The following is a 17601-nucleotide window of genomic DNA, read 5'->3' on the forward strand; positions in this document are numbered from 1 at the left end:
GCTTTCTGGTTTAAAATGAAAGGCAATTCTAATGAAATCGGCAAAAAAACACCTGATCCGGTAGGGATCAGGTGTTTTTTGATGTGGGCGGATGAGCTTGCCGTTTCATACGCACGAGCGAATCTTTTAACATGCGAGAAGCTGAATCCAACGAGACGCCAAGGATTTCTTGAATTTCTTCCAGGTTTTTGTGTTCGACCGCGTACAAATGATGGACATAGGCAAATCGAATATCGCCAGAGCGCATCGGTGCACCGACGAACTCCGACAAAGCTTCTGTATAATCGGACAGTGAGCCCATTTGAAAATGAGTAAACTGGTCTTTAACTTTTGACGATAGCAGGAAAGACGTACCTCGTGCTTTTGCCCGTTCGATGCCTTGTTCCATTACTGCTTCTTCGTATTGATCGAAATGCAGCGTGCAATGATAGCCATCTTTCTTTTCGACGTCTAAGTGAAGTCCCTTTGAGTCGTTCAAAAAATTATCGATATCAATCGTCACCATATCTCGAAGCCGCAAGCCTCTCAAATAAAAGACGTACAGCAGCTTAGCATTGAGCGGCAATTTAATGGACTTTAAAACATCGGGTTTCTTTTCCAATAGATGTTCGTAATCGACTTCGATGTCGTGGGGGGTTAAATCGAGCTTGTGGTTCAATTTAAACTTTGGCATGAAATCATTCGGAATTTTGCCAATCTGCCACATGTAATCAAACCAGCAGCGAATATGAATCAATTTGCGGTTCAAGGTGCTGTCTTTGATACCGGCTTCTTTTTGTTCCAGTAGAAATTGCTGGATATCAGAAGGGCGGATTTCGTGAGGCTCTATAGATTTTTTATAGGTTTTTCGCAAAAAGGCAAAAAGCGCTCGGATCAATTGAACTTCATGGATGACCGTGTTTGGGCTGATGCCATTATCCAATCTGTATTTTTCATAACCATAGGGCATGGACATTCACCTCTCTAACTAGGTTTTATTCATTATACCAGTTTTCAGTCAGAATAGAACGTACTTTCCCTTATTCTACAACGGAATGAATGTGAAAACGACTTATTCATTCATAAGTATCAAACTACTTAAGGTTATTAAAAAAATAAAAAAAAGCCAACAAGCCATACGAAATGAAAGAGACAACGAATGATCATCGACAAAGCGGGTATAAAGAAAGATAATGGGAATTAGAAATGAGGTGCAAGAATTGCAAACTGAAGAAAACGCTAGAATACGCCACACGATTTTGAAAAAAGTTGAATCTTTCAGTGACAAGGAACTAAACGAGAAACCGTCGGCTGATGAATGGTCAGCCATGCAGATTTTGGACCATCTCTATAAGATGGAGCAGACCATAACAGCGGGCGTAGCTAAAACCGTAGAGAAAAATCAACAGAAAAAAGCAATAAAGAAACCGATTCAACTATCGGTCAACCGCAAAGTGAAAGTCGATGCGCCAGATCACACGGTGCCTGAAGAAACGTTTTTCACTCTAGCTGAAATGACAGAGAAATTGAATGAGTCAAGAAATCGCCTGTACGAAGTTTATGCACGGACAAACGAGGAAACGCTTCAGAAGAACTCCATGCCTCATCCTGTTTTCGGCGATGTGCCACTAGTTCAATGGTTCCCATTTATCGGTTATCATGAGAAACGCCATTTGGCTCAATTAGAAGAGACATTAAGAAAAATTGATGAGAAAAAGAATTAGTCATTAGAAAAACTTATCAGAATGTATAATTTTAATGTAATTTACTTATGCACATTGTTTCGGTATGATGGAAGAGGAGAAAAGATGCGGTAACACGCCTTTTCAGAAGATTTAAAGGAGGAACACGATTATGGCAAAGAGCAGTTTGCACAACAGCCGCACGTCGTTCGAGCTTAACGGCAAGACGTATAATTATTATCGTCTCGCTGCACTCGAAGAAGCGGGGATCGCGAAAGTATCTCGCCTTCCGTACTCTGTAAAAGTACTATTGGAATCCGTATTGCGCCAGCACGACGGCTATGTCATCAATGACGAACATGTAGAAGAACTCGCAAAATGGGGTAAAGATGCGAACAAAGAAGCAGAAGTTCCATTCAAACCTTCCCGTGTCATCCTTCAAGACTTCACCGGTGTACCGGTTGTTGTCGACTTGGCAGCGCTTCGTTCAGCCATGTCTGAAATGGGCGGAGACCCAGACAAGATCAATCCAGAAATCCCGGTTGATCTGGTAATTGACCACTCGGTACAAGTTGACCGTTACGGCACTGAAGATGCACTGCGCGCGAACATGGAATTTGAGTTCGAACGCAATGCAGAGCGTTACCAATTCCTTAACTGGGCTCAAAAAGCGTACGATAACTATCGTGCAGTTCCACCAGCAACAGGAATCGTTCACCAAGTAAACCTTGAGTATTTGGCAAATGTTGTTCACGCGATCGAAAACGAAGATGGCACATTTGAAGCATTCCCAGATACACTTGTCGGTACAGATTCCCATACGACGATGATCAACGGAATCGGCGTACTAGGATGGGGCGTTGGCGGAATCGAAGCGGAAGCAGGCATGCTTGGACAGCCTTCTTACTTCCCGATTCCTGAAGTTATCGGCGTGAAAATGACTGGCGAATTGCCAAACGGCGCAACAGCGACAGATTTGGCACTCAAAGTCACAGAAACCTTGCGTAAAAAAGGCGTAGTCGGCAAATTCGTCGAGTTCTTCGGTCCTGGCGTTACAACATTGCCGCTTGCAGACCGTGCGACGATTGCCAACATGGCACCTGAATACGGCGCTACTTGCGGATTCTTCCCAGTAGACGAAGAAGCGTTGACTTACATGCGCTTGACAGCTCGTACAGAAGAGCAAATTGCCGTGACAAAAGAATACTTGAAAGCAAACGATATGTTCTTCACGGTCGACAACGAAGATCCGATTTACACGGACCTTGTCGAAATCGACTTGACGACAATCGAACCGAACTTGTCCGGTCCAAAACGTCCGCAAGATTTGATTCCATTGTCTCAAATGAAAAAAGAATTCAACACAGCTGTCACAGGCCCAGAAGGCCCACACGGCTTTGCGTTGGATCAAGAAGAAATCAACAAAACCGCAACTGTGAAATTCAATGATGGCAAAACAGCTGAAATGAACACGGGTGCTTTGGCGATTGCTGCGATTACATCTTGCACAAACACGTCCAATCCGTACGTTATGCTCGGCGCTGGACTCGTTGCGAAAAAAGCAGTCGAAAAAGGCTTGACGCCGCCAGCATACGTGAAAACTTCACTGGCACCAGGTTCGAAAGTCGTTACAGGCTATTTGAGCGATTCTGGTTTGCTTGACTACATGAACCAAATCGGCTTTAACTTGGTTGGTTACGGCTGTACAACATGTATCGGTAACTCCGGCCCACTTCTTCCTGAAATCGAAGAAGCAATCGTTGAAAACGACTTGCTCGTTTCTTCTGTATTGTCCGGTAACCGTAACTTTGAAGGACGTATCCACCCATTAGTAAAAGCCAACTACTTGGCATCTCCAATGCTTGTTGTGGCGTATGCACTTGCTGGTACAGTGGACATCGACTTTGAAGTGGATCCAATCGGACAAGACCAAGACGGCAATGATGTATTCTTTAAAGATATCTGGCCTTCTACTGAAGAAGTGAAAAACGTTGTCCACTCTACAGTAACGCCTGAGTTGTTCCGCAAAGAATACGAACATGTCTTCACTGAAAACGCAGAATGGAATGCCATCGAAACAAACGACGATTCATTGTATGCCTTCGATGACAACTCAACATACATTCAAAACCCGCCGTTCTTCACAGGTATGTCGAAAGAGCCGGCACCGATTCAGCCGCTTTCTGGCCTTCGTGTCATGGCGAAATTCGCTGATTCCATCACGACGGACCACATTTCACCTGCAGGCGCGATCGGCAAAGACACACCAGCTGGCTTGTACTTGCGTGAACACGGCGTCGAGCCGCGTAACTTCAACTCTTACGGCTCTCGTCGCGGTAACCACGAAGTTATGATGCGTGGTACGTTTGCGAACATCCGCATCCGTAACCAAGTCGCACCAGGCACAACTGGCGGCTTCACGACATTCTGGCCGACTGGCGAAGTAATGCCAATCTTCGATGCATGCATGAAGTATCAAGAGCAAGGTACTGGCCTTGTGGTTCTAGCCGGTAAAGACTACGGCATGGGCTCTTCTCGTGACTGGGCTGCTAAAGGGACATTCCTTCTAGGCGTCAAAACAGTTATCGCGGAAAGCTATGAGCGTATCCACCGTTCGAACCTTGTCATGATGGGCGTCTTGCCATTGCAATTCGTCAATGGCGAAAGCGCAGATTCTCTTGGTCTGACAGGCCATGAAACCATCAGCGTTAACTTGTCCGACGATGTGAAACCTCGCGACGTCTTGACAGCTACAGCTACTGCTGAAGATGGCAAAGTAACGGAATTCAAAGTCCTCGCACGCTTCGATTCTGAAGTGGAAGTCGACTACTTCCGTCACGGCGGTATCCTGCAAATGGTACTCCGCAACAAATTGCTAGAAGCATAAAAAATAAAAAGGCTGCCTCCGGGCGGCCTTTTTATTTTGGGAAGAATCGTCCGTAAAGGATCTGGCAAGCTGCGAGAAACACAGCTTCAGGGCCTTGTGCTTTTTGATCGCAATGCATGTCCTGTATACTAGAGGAGAGGTGAAGGGAAATGTACATAAGCGAAAAAGAAGTTGAGATCCGCTACGCGGAAACGGACCAGATGGGCGTCGTCTATCACGCCAATTACTTGATCTGGCTCGAGCTCGGGCGCACGCAATTGATCGAGGATCTCGGATTTACGTATGCCGGCATGGAATCGCAAGGGTTCTTGTCCCCGGTGACGGATATCTCCATCCAATACAAAGCAGCGCTGCGCTACGGGCAGAAAGCACGCGTCAAAACCTGGATAGAGTCTCACGGCCGCTTGCGGACCACATACGGCTACGAAGTGCTCCACGAAGATGGCACACTCGCCGCAAAAGCGACCTCCGAGCATGTCGTGGTGAAAAAAGATAGCTTCCGTCCCGTTCCGCTGGCGAAAGTGGCACCTGAATGGGATGCCAAATACAAGGAAGTGGTGAGGGGGGCAGAAGATGGCGTTCGGAATCCGACGACCTGAATTGGAGCGCTGGAAACAGGATGTGCAAGACGGCCAGATTTCCTTTCTTACCCACTACTGGGTAGACCACCGATTTCCCGGTTGCAGCACAGTCACGAAAGTAGGATGCAGTGACATCGACAAACTCGCCGATTGGGGCAGCCGCTACGGCTTGCGGCGCGAATGGCTGGATTTGCGCAATGACTACCCGCATTTCGACTTATTCGGCGACCGGCAAGCGGAAATCCTGGAGGCGGAAGGATATTTGGATCAATTGACTCGTTTAACCAAATGCTGAAATGAATAGGGTGAATAAAAAAGAAGCGTGACGCCATTTGGCGTCACGCTTCTTTTGTTTCGTATGAATAACTTAATTCACCCAATGTGTCATCAACTGTGACATGCAGATCGTGTTCATCAAAATACCATTGATCGGCTTCTTCGATGAAATAAAGCACTTTATCTTCTTCGAGGCGGGTCACCGCTTCGTACGGCTGGTCTTTCGTGACGCCAAGCGAGAAGCCCGGCTGTAAGCCAGCGCCTCCGTAGCGGACGAAAAAGCGTACCGCTTCTCCGGCCTCGACTTCCATTTCGTTATGGAACCAATCTCGTGCATCTTTGCTCAAATGAATCTCCATGCAAACACGTCCTTTCGGGTCCTACCACTTGATCTTGGGTTCGGTACCTGCGCGGATTCGTGCGATGTTCGCGCGATGCCGGTAAATGATGAAAGTGGCGAGTGTCAAAATCACGGCAAAAAACAAGTAATCGCCGGTATTGATAGTGTAAATGATCGTATAGATGACCGACACAAGAGCTAAAATGATAGAAGACAACGATACCATTTTCGTGATCTTCAACGCAATCAATAAGACAGCAACCGCGAGCAAGAACAGCGGCCATTGATAGCCAAGCAAAATCCCGCCGGAAGTGGCAACGGCTTTGCCGCCTTTAAAGCGCGCAAACACCGGAAACATATGCCCGATAACGGCGATTACCCCGAGTATCAACGGGTGAACATCGGTAACCATCACAAGCGGCAAAAGTGTTGCGGCTGTGCCTTTTAGAATGTCCATGATGGTGACGACAAACCCGGCTTTGGGGCCGAGCACTCGAAACGTATTGGTCGCTCCCAAATTGCCGCTGCCCTTAGTTCGAATGTCCGTTTTGTAGAAAAGTTTTCCGATCCATAATGCTGAAGGAATGGATCCAAGTAAATAAGCGATGATTACCGGAAGCAAAATGTTCATGATTGACTCCTTTGACGTACACTGTTTTCTTTTCTATAGTTTACCATGACCGAAGAGATAGAAACAATAGATGACGGATTATTCAACAAACGGCCCGCTTTCATGTATGATAGACTAAAAGGACAGGTGATTTTGTTGAAAAACCCAGACCGCACAGAAATCAAAGAAGTGCTCGACCATGCCAAAACGATTGCCGTTGTCGGCTTGAGCCCGAATCCGGCGAGAACTTCTTATATGGTATCCAAAGCCATGCAACAAGCAGGCTACCGCATTATCCCCGTTAACCCAATGGCCGAGGAAGTGCTTGGAGAGAAAAGCTATGCGACGCTTGCGGACATTCCGGAACCAGTCGACATCGTCAACGTGTTCCGCCGCAGCGAATTTTTACCGGCCATTGCCGATGATTTTCTTAAGATCAAAGCCCCGGTGTTCTGGACGCAACTAAACGTCGTCGATGAAGAAGTCTTCAACCGCCTGCACGCCGCCGGGCATACGGTCATCATGGATCGTTGCATCAAAGTCGAACATGCCATCTTGAAATAGCAATTTTCACGAAGGGCGCCTAGCGCTCTTTTTCTATGAACATTGACAGGAACGCCTCGTATGGCATACGATTAAAAGAAGAGAGTATACGAACAAATGTTTGTGGAGGGAAATAGATGGCTAAAACGAACAACAATGCATACAACGAAGAAGCGATTCAAGTTCTAGAGGGGCTGGATGCTGTACGCAAACGTCCTGGGATGTACATCGGGTCAACCGATTCCCGCGGGCTGCACCATTTAGTTTACGAGATTGTCGACAACTCGGTCGATGAAGCGCTTGCCGGTTTTGGCGACCGCATTACGGTGACCATTCACGAGAACAACAGCATCAGCGTGCGCGACTACGGCCGCGGCATGCCTACAGGGATGCACAGAAGCGGCAAACCGACACCGGAAGTCATTTTGACGGTGCTTCATGCCGGGGGCAAGTTTGGCCAAGGCGGCTACAAGACAAGTGGCGGGCTTCACGGCGTCGGCGCTTCTGTCGTCAATGCCTTGTCGAGCTTTCTCGAAGTGACGATCCACCGTGACGGGCGCAAATACCGCCAGCGTTTTGAGAACGGCGGCAAACCCGCGACGACCTTAGAAGAAATCGGCAAAACGAAGGAATCTGGCACGTTGATTCACTTTTTGCCGGACGAAAGTATTTTTAGCGCATCCAAATACAATTACGACACGCTAAGCGAACGCTTGCGTGAATCCGCGTTTCTCATGAAAGGCATGAACATCGAGCTAATCGATGAACGCAACCAAACGGGTGAGAGCTTCTTTTATGAAACCGGCATCAAGGCATTCGTCGAATACTTGAACGAAGAAAAAGACGTCCTTCATAAAGTGGCGTACATGGAAGGCCAAAGCGACAGCTTGGAGGTCGAATTTGCGTTCCAGTTCAACGACGGCTATTCCGAAACGATCCTATCGTTCGTCAACAACGTCAGAACGCGTGACGGCGGGACGCACGAAACAGGCGCCAAAGCGGCCATGACCCGTGTGTTTAATGATTACGCACGCAAAATCAATTTATTGAAAGACAAAGACAAGAACCTTGAAGGCTCCGACATCCGCGAAGGCTTGGCGGCAATTGTTTCGGTGCGCATTCCGGAAGCATTGCTGCAATTTGAAGGGCAGACGAAGAGCAAGCTCGGTACAAGCGAAGCCCGAGGTGCGGTCGATGCGGTCATCTCCCAGCAATTGATGTACTTCCTCGAGGAGAACGCAGAACACAGTGCCTCACTCGTCCGCAAAGCAATACGAGCGTCTCAGGCGCGTCTCGCCGCACGAAAAGCTCGTGAAGATGCCCGAAATGGCAAGAAACGTAAGAAATCCGACACTTTACTGTCCGGAAAATTGACACCAGCGCAGTCGCGCAACGCCAAAAAGAACGAATTGTACCTGGTTGAGGGCGACTCGGCCGGCGGTTCGGCGAAACAAGGCCGCGACCGGACGTTCCAAGCGATCTTGCCGCTGCGCGGGAAAGTCGTCAACACCGAAAAAGCAAAACTTGAGGAAATCATGAAAAACGAAGAAATCGCCACCATCATCCACGCAATCGGCGGCGGTGTGTCTTCTGACTTTTCAGTAGACGATATCGCGTATAATAAAGTCATCATCATGACCGATGCCGATACCGACGGCGCGCACATCCAAGTGTTGCTGTTGACGTTTTTCTACCGCTACATGAAGCCATTGATCGAAGCCGGCAAGGTGTTTATCGCTTTGCCGCCACTGTATAAAGTATCCAAAGGCGCAGGCAAAAAAGAAGTCGTCGATTACGCATGGACCGAAGCCGATCTTGACGAGTCGATCAAGAAAATCGGTAAAGGCTATATGCTCCAGCGCTATAAAGGTCTCGGGGAAATGAACGCCGACCAATTATGGGAGACGACGATGAACCCGGAATCGCGCACTTTGATCCGCGTCACGATCGAAGACGGCGCGCGCGCTGAACGTCGCATCACGACTTTGATGGGCGATAAAGTCGAACCGCGCCGCAAATGGATTGAAAACAACGTCGACTTCGGACTTGAAGACGACAGCAATATTCTCGAAAATGATTTGATTCACGCTGAGGAGGAACTCGTATGACACAAACCGAACGTTTCCAAGATCTGCCCTTAGAAGAAGTCATCGGCGATCGGTTTGGCCGTTACAGTAAATACATCATCCAGGACCGCGCGCTGCCGGATGCGCGCGATGGGTTAAAGCCGGTGCAGCGCCGCATCTTGTATGCTATGCATCACGAAGGTAACACCAACGACAAAGCGTTCCGGAAATCCGCCAAAACGGTCGGGAATGTCATCGGTAATTACCACCCGCACGGCGATAGTTCTGTGTACGAAGCGATGGTACGCCTTAGCCAGGACTGGAAAATCCGCCACATGCTCGTCGAGATGCACGGCAATAACGGCTCGATGGACGGGGATTCGCCGGCCGCAATGCGTTACACAGAAGCCCGCCTTTCTGCGATTTCTGGTGAATTGTTGCGCGATATTGAAAAACGCACCGTTGAGTTTATCCCGAACTTTGATGATGTGGACGTTGAACCGACCGTTTTGCCGGCGCGGTTCCCGAACTTGCTCGTCAACGGTTCTACTGGGATCTCTGCTGGGTATGCGACCGACATCCCGCCGCATGCGCTGCATGAAGCACTTGATGCCGTCCTTATGCGCATCGACAAGCCGGATGCTTCGATCGATGAATTGATGACGGTCTTAAAAGGCCCCGATTTTCCGACCGGCGGCATCATCCAAGGCGTCGACGGCATCAAAAAAGCTTACGAAACCGGGCGCGGCAAAATCGCCGTCCGTTCTAAGGCGGCTGTTGAACCGTTAAAAGGCGGCAAAGAACAAATCGTCATCACGGAAATCCCGTTCGAAGTGAACAAAGCGAGCCTCATCAAGAAAATCGATGACCACCGCTTTGACCGCAAACTCGACGGTATCTCGGAAGTACGCGATGAATCCGACCGTACGGGCCTCCGTATCGTCATCGAATTGAAAAAAGAAGTCCAGGCGGCCGGCATCTTGAACTATTTATATAAAAACACCGACCTCCAAATCAGCTATAACTTCAATATGGTGGCGATTCATCACCGCCGTCCGACGATGATGACTTTGCCGACGATGCTCGATGCCTACATCGAACATCAAAAAGAAGTCGTGACGAAACGCTCGGAATTTGACTTGCAAAAAGCAAGCGACCGCATGCACATTGTCGAAGGCTTGATCAAAGCCTTGTCGATCCTCGATAAAGTGATCAAAACAATCCGCGCGTCGAAAGACAAACGCGATGCGAAAAACAACTTGATCTCAAAATTCGAGTTTTCAGAAGCGCAAGCAGAAGCAATTGTGTCCTTGCAGCTCTACCGACTGACGAATACCGATATCACCGATCTCGAAAAAGAAGAAGAAAGCTTACGCAAACTCATTGCCGAGCTGACGGGTATCTTGACGAGTGCGACGAAGCTCAAAAACCTCATCAAAAAGGAATTGCAGGCCATACGCAAGAAATTCGCAGAGCCACGGCGCTCTGAGATCGAAGAAAAGATCGAAGAGTTGACCATTACGCGTGAAATTATGATCCCGAGTGAAGAAGTCATCGTTACCGTGACAAAAGAAGGCTATGTGAAACGGACAAGCACCCGCTCCCACGCGGCATCGAACGGCAAAGACTTCGCCATGAAAGACAGTGATCATCTATTGTTCGAAGGCAATCTCAATACACAGCATACGGTGTTGATCTTCACGACCGGCGGAAATTTCGTGTTCCAGCCTGTCAATGAACTGCCGGACATCAAATGGAAAGACCTCGGCCAGCATTTATCGAGCATCGTCACGCTCGATACCAACGAATCGGTGCTCGCTGTATTCCCGTTTGAAGACTTTGAACAAGACGCAACCATTTTAACCGTCTCGAAATTTGGCCAAGTGAAGCGTTCCGCATTAAAAGACTACCAAGTGCAACGCTATTCACGCGCTATCAAAACGATGAACTTGAAAAAAGGCGACGACATGATCTTCGCCGGGCTCGTGACGAACGAGAGCGAATTGTTCCTGGCCACGAAAATGGCTTACGGCGTGCGCTTCCCGCTAGAAGAAGTACCCGTGACAGGTCTCCGGACTGCGGGTGTCAAAGGCTTGAACTTAAAAGAAGGCGACGAAGCGGTGTCTGCAGTTATGATTGATGCAGAAAAAACACTGGATCTCGTGCTCGCGACACAGCGCGGGGCCGCCAAGAAAATGAAACTCAGCGAATTCGAAAGCGGCAGCCGTGCCAAACGCGGCGTTGTCATGCTGCGGGAATTGAAATCCAATCCTCACCGCGTCGTCGCCGTCATCGGCACGACCGGAAAAGAAGAAATTCTGCTCGAAACGACCAAAGGATTGCGCATTCCGATCGCGCCAGGCCGCCTGAAAGCAGTTGATCGTTATTCCAACGGGTCGTTCATCGTAGACGAAACCACCGATGGTACCGTCACGGCTATATATCGCATCCCGACCGCTGAATAATCCAAAAGGCACTGAATGATTAATTCATTCAATGCCTTTTTTGTTTTTTGTTGTGAATTGACTGGCATTTACACCAAGTAACTCTATGACGAAAGGACGAATGGTCCGCAGGGTGCTTGAGGCATAGATTATTCATTTTATTCAATTACTTGGTAAGTGAATTGATAAGATGCCGGCAGTCTTTCTCTACATGACGAAGGTTTGTGCGATTGCATACCGAGGTGGCCTTGTACTATAACAGGAACTGTACATCTTTTGTTTTCTGTCAATTCTGAAACTTACATTGACAGCATGAGTCTGGATTTTTATACTTGATCTATAACAGGTGAATATAAAGAGACAGGAGAGGGGTTTTCGAAATGATCGTACCATTGACACCGTTGGACTGGAAACGGCGGGCAGCCAAGTATTATCCGGAGAAAGTCGCTGTGATCGACGGAGACAAGCGTTTTACATACCGGGAGTTTGCACAGCGATCTGAACAGTTGGGAACTGCCCTGCATCAGGCAGGCATCAAGCCACATGACCACGTCGCTGTGATGCTGCCGAACACTCATTATATGCTCGAAGCCTTTTACGGCATCCCAGCTCTTGGAGCGGTCATCGTTCCGCTTAATTACCGGCTGTCAGCAAAAGACTTGGGCTATATCATTCAACATAGCGATGCGAAGATGCTGATTGTTGATGCGGAATACGCCAAAATACTGGAAGACATCCAAGGGGACTTGCCAATCGAAAAATACATCATTGCTCCGGCTGAAGGACACGAAACGACTCTTCCAGGTGTCGACTACGAGGAATTTATCACGACCGCAGCTGGCGAGCGTATGCCTTCAGTGGAACTTGATGAAAACCAGATGCTGTCGCTCAATTACACGAGCGGCACCACTTCGAATCCTAAAGGCGTCATGCAGACGCACCGCACAAATTATTTGAACGGCGCGAACTTCCTGCATCATTTGGAGATCAAATACGATGATGTCTATTTGCATACCTTGCCGATGTTTCATACAAATGGCTGGGGCGGGGTATGGGCGATTACAGCAGCCGGTGCGACGCATGTGTGCCTTCGAAAAGTCGACCCGCCACTTATCCTTGAATTGTTTGAAAGCCACGGCATTACCTCACTCTGCGGTGCGCCAACGGTCGTCAATATGCTGGTCAATGAACCGACAGCCAAAGACATTCAGTTGAGTACCTCTATCCGCATGGGAACAGCCGGTGCTCCGCCTGCTGCGGCACTCATCGCCAAAGCCCAGCAAACGCTCGGCCTTAACATGATGCATGTTTACGGGCTAACCGAAACCTCGCCGTTTATTTTGTATTGTGAATGGAAAAATGAGTTTGATGCACTGGATGCGGATCAACAGGCGAGCATCAAAGCACGACAAGGAATTGAGTTGGCGTTTAACGGGGAAACAAAAGTCGTCAACCAAGGCGATGGCAAAGAAGTCGCCTGGAACGGCAAAGAACTCGGGGAAATCATTACCCGCGGCAATGTGGTCATGGCCGGCTATTACAAAGATCCGGAAAAAACCGCAGAAGCGATACGCGATGGTTGGTTTTACACGGGGGATCTCGCCGTGACACATCCAGATGGCTTTATTGAAATCCAGGACCGCATTAAAGACATGATCATCTCAGGCGGCGAAAACATTTCCTCGACTGAAATTGAAGGCGTGCTGTATAAGCATCCCGCGATTGCGGAAGTGGCGGTCATTGCCGTACCGGATGAGAAGTGGGGGGAAGTGCCAAAAGCGATCATCGTGCTGCACAAGGGAGCGGAAGCGACCGAACAGGAAGTTCTGGATTACACACGGGATCACTTGGCGCGCTTCAAAGTGCCAAAATCGGTCGACTTTGTGGAATCCTTGCCCAAAACGGCGACTGGCAAGCTGCAGAAATTCCAATTGCGTGAAATGTACTGGAGCGGCGGCAAGAAAGTCAATTAAGGCACCAAACAAAGCGAGCGCATCCTAACCCGGAGCGCTCGCTTTGTTATCGTGTCTGCCTATTTAATTTAGTGGAACTGCGTTTTTTCTTTAGCGCCATTAGCAACATCCCAACGAAGCAAACACCGATTACGCCATACAAGAAAGAACGCGGCAGCCAGAAAACCATGCCAAAGGCCAAGGTGATTTCCAACGCCAACACTGGCAGTTTCCCGATCGAACTCGCCCAAAAGAAAGCCGGCGCGGAAATGGTTGTCAAGGCAGCGGCAGCGGTCACCGCGCCAGACGGGGCAAAAGGCAAGAGCCGAAATGCAATGACCGCGAAAAACACAGCCCCGTTCTTTTGACGTAGAAAGAATTGAAACCACCGCTGCTGTTGCCAAGCAGACGGAAGGTGCTTGGCGCCGTAACGATACAAGCAAAAGCCGATTAATGCGCCGATGATTTCACCGACAACAGACAAAGCGCTGCCGCCGATCAATCCAAAGCGGTCAAGGTTAATGGGGGTGATGAGAATACTTGGGATGAACCCAAGTGCGCCGATTCCGATACTGAGAATCAACAGCATGCAAAACTCCGCGACAGCAAAGAGTTCGCTCATCATCTTCGCCCCGCTTTCCCAGTAAATCGCACGCGGCTCATCGTTTTGCCTCCAAGCCTTGCTCACGGCAACGCTTCGGGGTCATGGCTGTATGGCGTGTAAAGGCAGCGTGAAATTGTGTCACGCTCTTATAGCCGCAACGTTCAGCAATGGCAGCGACCGGTTCTTCCGTCATCGCCAACAGCTGCTGGGCTCGTTCCATGCGGCAGCTGATGATAAATTGGAGCGGTGTATGGCCAGAGGCTTCTTTAAACAAGCGGCTAAAGTGAAATTTACTGAGACCCGCCTCGTTTGCCGCGTCAGCAAGTGAAAAGGATGAGTGGCATTTTTCTTCCATTGTGTGCATAACACTACTCATCTTGATTGATTTCACCAGAGGAAGCGGTTGAGGCTGATGTCTCGTAACGGTTAGCCATAACCAGTCAATTAGCAGGTGTGCTTTACTGGACAAGGTGCTTTTGTTTTCAAACTCCCGTGCCAATTCCCTACACAGGGCGGGAATCAAGGCAGCGCCAGCAGGGGAAGTGATACAAATTTTGCCGCTTTCCGTAGTGGCCGTCAATAACAACCGATGCCAGCGTTGTTCCTCGTTATCATAGACTGACCAAGCATGCCAGGCGCCTGCTGGAATCAACACTAACGCCCCGCTCTCAACGACGTGATGTCCGGTTGGGGTCACTAGTTCGAGTGGTCCCGCTTCGACCCAAAGCATTTCGGTTACGTGCTGGTGTCGGTGCAGCGGAACGTGATAGGAGCGGCCTCGCGGCAAAGTACTGAATTCAATTGCATGTAAAAGGAGGGAAGATGTCATTTAAAGCCAACTTTCTAAACGGGGATTTTGTCAATTATAGCAAGAAACAAGAGAAATATCGGAATTATTTCGGTAAAAGACGAAATCCATCTGTTTAAATAGCAAGAATTAATAAAAAGATCGTTAGTTAACGCCAAACGACCACAACCGGTTAAAAAGCATAGAAAAAAAGGCTTCCGATGATCGGAAACCTTTTGATCTTTCTAGTGTCGTCCTTAGCAAACCGAATCGTTGGATTTCGGGACAGATAAGCCGAATAACGGCCGCAAGTACAAAGCGAAAAAGGTGCCGGCCAGCGCTAGAATGCCCCAGATGTAACCGTGTAGGCTGAAAGATGCGATGCCGCCGAAATACGCACCGATGTTGCAGCCAAACGCAAGGCGTGCCCCGTAGCCCATCAACAAACCGCCGACGACAGACGCCCAGAAGTTGCCCATCGTGATTTTGGTGAATTTGAACAACCCACCTGCGGCTGAAGCAAGGAAAGCGCCCAGGATGACCCCGAAATTTAACACCGTCGTGGAATCTGCGAAAATCGATGACTCAAGTAAGGCAGCATTGGCTCCTTGCCAATAGCCCCAGCTCGCGACGTCTACGCCGAAGAATGCGGCAATTTTCGATCCCCATAAGGCAAAAGCGGACGTAATGCCCCAAGGAGTGCCACGCGTCATTAAGGTCAATGCATTCAGGACAGCGAGTGCAATCGCTGCAGCAACCAACGGCCAAGATCCGCGGAAAATGCGTTTCCACCCAGTCGTTGTCGGAAGCGGCGCCATTTTCGGAGCGCGTTTCTTTTTCTCGATGATTAACGTGATCCAAGCAATGAGACCAAATAACGCGATGGAGACGAGCCATGCCCCGCCGTATCCCAGCCCTGTTGACGTAGCTAGCGATATGGGTTCAAATGCTGGCAAGTCTTCGGTCCAAAATGGCAGGTGATAAGCACCGATCGTTGTCCCAATAATGAAGAACAACAAGGTGATGAACATAACGGAACGTCCGCCACCGATCGCATACAAGGTTCCGGAAGCGCAACCGCCGCCGAGTTGCATGCCGATTCCAAAGATGAACGAACCGACAACCAAGCTCACGCCGACCGGAGATACATAGCCCGAGACGCCTGTTCCGAAGAAAGAGTAGCCATATGCCAGAATCGGGGCGAACAATGTCACAGCAACTGCGAGCATGAGCATATGCGAGCGCATTGCCTGGCCATTTCCGACCGACATGAACCGCCGAAAGGCTGAAGTGAAGCCAAATCGCGCGTGAAACAAGGTGTATCCGAGCAATAGCCCGATGCCGAGCAGTACCGTTTGGGCGATATGCTGTGTGGCGAGCAAATAAACGGTCAGTAAAGCAGCGACCCCCATCCCCCCGGCAATTAAAGATTTCTGAGGAGCGTTTAACGCGGTGGTATCCCGGTAGACGGGATCGTTGACTTCGTTAACGGGTTGAACGCGAGTGCTAGTCGTCATGTAAATCATCCTTTTCTTAGTGAAATAGTAGGGAATAGAATATTATCGTAAAGCAGTCATTATCGAAAGTCAACGAACGGGCATTTAGTCTTTAAAAGCACATGGGAGCGGAATGAGCAAGAGGGATCACAAGGACTCAATCCTCTGGAATTCAGGGCTTGTGAGGAGCGGTTGCTGCTTTCTAGGCTGTTTCATTAAGGATGGGGAGATTTTCATTAAAAGAAGTTAAAGCAAATGGCGCGATTCTGCGTTACGATAGAGCAATAGACCAAACTTTTTGAATGCTTTCATACAGCAAGGAGCCGATGCATTATGAACAATAGATTTATTTTCGCTTTTCTTGTTATTGTTACGACCAGCTTGATGGGATCTTCGTTTGCGGTGGGCAAAATCGGGCTCGAGCACGTCTCGCCGCTGTTGTTGGTAGGGATTCGCTTTACGATTGCCGGCAGCTTGATGGCGCTATTCGTTAAGCTGTTCCGCCGCAAACATCCCAAAACGGTTTCTGAATGGCTGCGCGTGTTCTTGATCGGCTTTTTTCAGACGGCCGGGGTCATGGGCTGCATTTTTCTAAGCCTCCGGACGATCACTGCCGGAGAATCTGCCATTTTAACGTTTACGAATCCCTTGCTCGTTGTGTTATTTGGAACGTTGGCACTTGGCATCCGGTACCGGATTGTGCAATGGGGAGGGGTGCTGCTTGGATTTTTCGGCGTATTCATCACTATGGGCAGTCAAGTGAATATGGAAATCGGCACGCTGTTCGGTTTTGGCAGCGCCATCTCCTGGGCCGTTGGAACTTTGCTGATTAAGCAATGGGGCATCCGTTTGGATACGTGGGTGCTGACGGCGTATCAGATGCTGTTTGGCGGATTGATCTTACTAGTCGCCAGTAGTTTATTGGAAACTCCGACACTTGCAATCAACCCAGAATCGCTGTTTATCATTTTTTGGCTGTCGATTCCCGCATCGATTATCCAATTTGCGATTTGGTTTTTCTTGCTGCAAAATGGCAATCCGGGGAAAGTCAGCGCCTTTTTGTTTTTAGCGCCATTTTTCGGTGTTTTAACCGGATGGCTGCTTTTGGGAGAGCGGGTCGGCATTTCGCTGGTCATTGGCGGGGCCTTGATATTCTTAGGGATTTTCCTGGTAAATTGGCCTGAGAAGCGGCAGGAAGCAGCAATTCCCAGTAAAGCCTTGTGAAATCACAAGCAGCGAGCTTGGAATGAGATAAGAGTCGATGAGACGAAAAAACGCATTCGTTACAGTTGAATAGTTGCATAATAACGACCGGAGTCGGATTTTAACGGAACCGAATCGCAATTCATGCTGA

General features: G+C 48.9%; 15 protein-coding genes. 9 read left to right on the plus strand and 6 right to left on the minus strand.

Features of this window, described 5'->3' with window-relative positions; genetic code table 11:
- Positions 1-67: 67 nt before the first annotated feature.
- On the minus strand, positions 68-949 hold the full coding sequence (locus BBI11_RS08450; protein ID WP_068462342.1) for a site-specific integrase: 882 nt from the start codon (positions 947-949) through the stop codon (positions 68-70).
- A 223-nt stretch (positions 950-1172) separates the two neighbouring features.
- Here BBI11_RS08450 and BBI11_RS08455 point away from each other — a divergent pair, with 223 nt between their 5' ends.
- From BBI11_RS08455 to BBI11_RS08470, 4 genes are all read left to right on the plus strand, one after another.
- The gene (locus BBI11_RS08455) at positions 1173-1703 is read left to right on the plus strand and encodes a DinB family protein (RefSeq protein WP_068462344.1); all 531 of its coding nucleotides are present in this window, start codon (positions 1173-1175) and stop codon (positions 1701-1703) included.
- A gap of 130 nt (positions 1704-1833) precedes the next feature.
- Positions 1834-4548 (plus strand): aconitate hydratase AcnA, encoded by a 2715-nt coding sequence (gene acnA / locus BBI11_RS08460; RefSeq protein ID WP_068462346.1) that lies wholly within the window; start codon positions 1834-1836, stop codon positions 4546-4548.
- Between the two features lie 149 nt (positions 4549-4697).
- Positions 4698-5147, plus strand: a complete 450-nt coding sequence (locus tag BBI11_RS08465) for an acyl-CoA thioesterase (RefSeq protein ID WP_068462348.1) — start codon at positions 4698-4700, stop codon at positions 5145-5147.
- Positions 5122-5424, plus strand: coding sequence for a hypothetical protein (locus tag BBI11_RS08470; RefSeq protein WP_068462350.1), 303 nt, complete (start codon positions 5122-5124; stop codon positions 5422-5424). Before BBI11_RS08465 ends, BBI11_RS08470 begins: the two co-directional genes overlap by 26 nt.
- 43 nt (positions 5425-5467) lie before the next feature.
- Here BBI11_RS08470 and BBI11_RS08475 read toward each other — a convergent pair whose 3' ends face one another.
- Both BBI11_RS08475 and plsY read right to left on the minus strand, forming a co-directional pair.
- Positions 5468-5764, minus strand: a complete 297-nt coding sequence (locus BBI11_RS08475; protein ID WP_068462352.1) for a HesB/YadR/YfhF family protein — start codon at positions 5762-5764, stop codon at positions 5468-5470.
- A gap of 21 nt (positions 5765-5785) precedes the next feature.
- Positions 5786-6376 (minus strand): glycerol-3-phosphate 1-O-acyltransferase PlsY, encoded by a 591-nt coding sequence (plsY, locus tag BBI11_RS08480; protein WP_068462354.1) that lies wholly within the window; start codon positions 6374-6376, stop codon positions 5786-5788.
- 129 nt (positions 6377-6505) lie between these two features.
- Between plsY and BBI11_RS08485 the strand changes: the two genes are divergently transcribed.
- The 4 genes from BBI11_RS08485 (at position 6506) to BBI11_RS08500 (ending at position 13381) form a co-directional block, all read left to right on the plus strand.
- The gene (locus BBI11_RS08485; protein WP_068465688.1) at positions 6506-6919 is read left to right on the plus strand and encodes a CoA-binding protein; all 414 of its coding nucleotides are present in this window, start codon (positions 6506-6508) and stop codon (positions 6917-6919) included.
- A 116-nt stretch (positions 6920-7035) separates the two neighbouring features.
- Entirely contained in the window at positions 7036-9006 is a 1971-nt protein-coding gene (gene parE / locus BBI11_RS08490; RefSeq protein ID WP_068462356.1) for a DNA topoisomerase IV subunit B, read from the plus strand.
- On the plus strand, positions 9003-11429 hold the full coding sequence (gene parC / locus BBI11_RS08495; protein ID WP_068462358.1) for a DNA topoisomerase IV subunit A: 2427 nt from the start codon (positions 9003-9005) through the stop codon (positions 11427-11429). The genes parE and parC overlap by 4 nt, the downstream gene beginning before the upstream one ends.
- Positions 11430-11788: 359 nt before the next feature.
- Entirely contained in the window at positions 11789-13381 is a 1593-nt protein-coding gene (locus BBI11_RS08500; RefSeq protein ID WP_068462360.1) for a long-chain-fatty-acid--CoA ligase, read from the plus strand.
- 46 nt (positions 13382-13427) lie between these two features.
- Here BBI11_RS08500 and BBI11_RS08505 read toward each other — a convergent pair whose 3' ends face one another.
- The 3 genes from BBI11_RS08505 to BBI11_RS08515 all read right to left on the minus strand — a co-directional run bounded on the left by BBI11_RS08505 (position 13428) and on the right by BBI11_RS08515 (position 16268).
- Positions 13428-14048: a VTT domain-containing protein gene (locus BBI11_RS08505; RefSeq protein ID WP_156889052.1), complete on the minus strand. Its 621-nt coding sequence runs from the start codon at positions 14046-14048 to the stop codon at positions 13428-13430.
- Positions 14020-14793, minus strand: coding sequence for a helix-turn-helix transcriptional regulator (locus BBI11_RS08510; protein WP_068462362.1), 774 nt, complete (start codon positions 14791-14793; stop codon positions 14020-14022). Before BBI11_RS08510 ends, BBI11_RS08505 begins: the two co-directional genes overlap by 29 nt.
- Positions 14794-15008: 215 nt before the next feature.
- Positions 15009-16268 carry a YeeE/YedE family protein gene (locus BBI11_RS08515; protein ID WP_068462364.1) on the minus strand — a complete coding sequence of 420 codons (1260 nt, stop codon included), beginning with the start codon at positions 16266-16268 and terminating at the stop codon, positions 15009-15011.
- A gap of 312 nt (positions 16269-16580) precedes the next feature.
- Between BBI11_RS08515 and BBI11_RS08520 the strand changes: the two genes are divergently transcribed.
- The gene (locus BBI11_RS08520) at positions 16581-17471 is read left to right on the plus strand and encodes a DMT family transporter (RefSeq protein WP_068462366.1); all 891 of its coding nucleotides are present in this window, start codon (positions 16581-16583) and stop codon (positions 17469-17471) included.
- The last annotated feature ends 130 nt before the right edge of the window (positions 17472-17601 follow it).

Source organism: Planococcus maritimus, from assembly GCF_001687625.2.
Classification (GTDB): Bacteria; Bacillota; Bacilli; order Bacillales_A; family Planococcaceae; genus Planococcus; species Planococcus maritimus.

Excerpts from the sequence above, each read along its gene's own strand:
- BBI11_RS08450 (WP_068462342.1), bottom strand. The coding sequence starts at position 949 with ATGCCCTATGGTTATGAAAAATACAGATTGGATAATGGCATCAGCCCA.
- BBI11_RS08455 (WP_068462344.1), top strand. The coding sequence starts at position 1,173 with ATGGGAATTAGAAATGAGGTGCAAGAATTGCAAACTGAAGAAAACGCT.
- acnA (WP_068462346.1), top strand. The coding sequence starts at position 1,834 with ATGGCAAAGAGCAGTTTGCACAACAGCCGCACGTCGTTCGAGCTTAAC.
- BBI11_RS08465 (WP_068462348.1), top strand. The coding sequence starts at position 4,698 with ATGTACATAAGCGAAAAAGAAGTTGAGATCCGCTACGCGGAAACGGAC.
- BBI11_RS08470 (WP_068462350.1), top strand. The coding sequence starts at position 5,122 with ATGGCGTTCGGAATCCGACGACCTGAATTGGAGCGCTGGAAACAGGAT.
- BBI11_RS08475 (WP_068462352.1), bottom strand. The coding sequence starts at position 5,764 with ATGGAGATTCATTTGAGCAAAGATGCACGAGATTGGTTCCATAACGAA.
- plsY (WP_068462354.1), bottom strand. The coding sequence starts at position 6,376 with ATGAACATTTTGCTTCCGGTAATCATCGCTTATTTACTTGGATCCATT.
- parE (WP_068462356.1), top strand. The coding sequence starts at position 7,036 with ATGGCTAAAACGAACAACAATGCATACAACGAAGAAGCGATTCAAGTT.
- parC (WP_068462358.1), top strand. The coding sequence starts at position 9,003 with ATGACACAAACCGAACGTTTCCAAGATCTGCCCTTAGAAGAAGTCATC.
- BBI11_RS08500 (WP_068462360.1), top strand. The coding sequence starts at position 11,789 with ATGATCGTACCATTGACACCGTTGGACTGGAAACGGCGGGCAGCCAAG.
- BBI11_RS08510 (WP_068462362.1), bottom strand. The coding sequence starts at position 14,793 with ATGACATCTTCCCTCCTTTTACATGCAATTGAATTCAGTACTTTGCCG.
- BBI11_RS08515 (WP_068462364.1), bottom strand. The coding sequence starts at position 16,268 with ATGACGACTAGCACTCGCGTTCAACCCGTTAACGAAGTCAACGATCCC.
- BBI11_RS08520 (WP_068462366.1), top strand. The coding sequence starts at position 16,581 with ATGAACAATAGATTTATTTTCGCTTTTCTTGTTATTGTTACGACCAGC.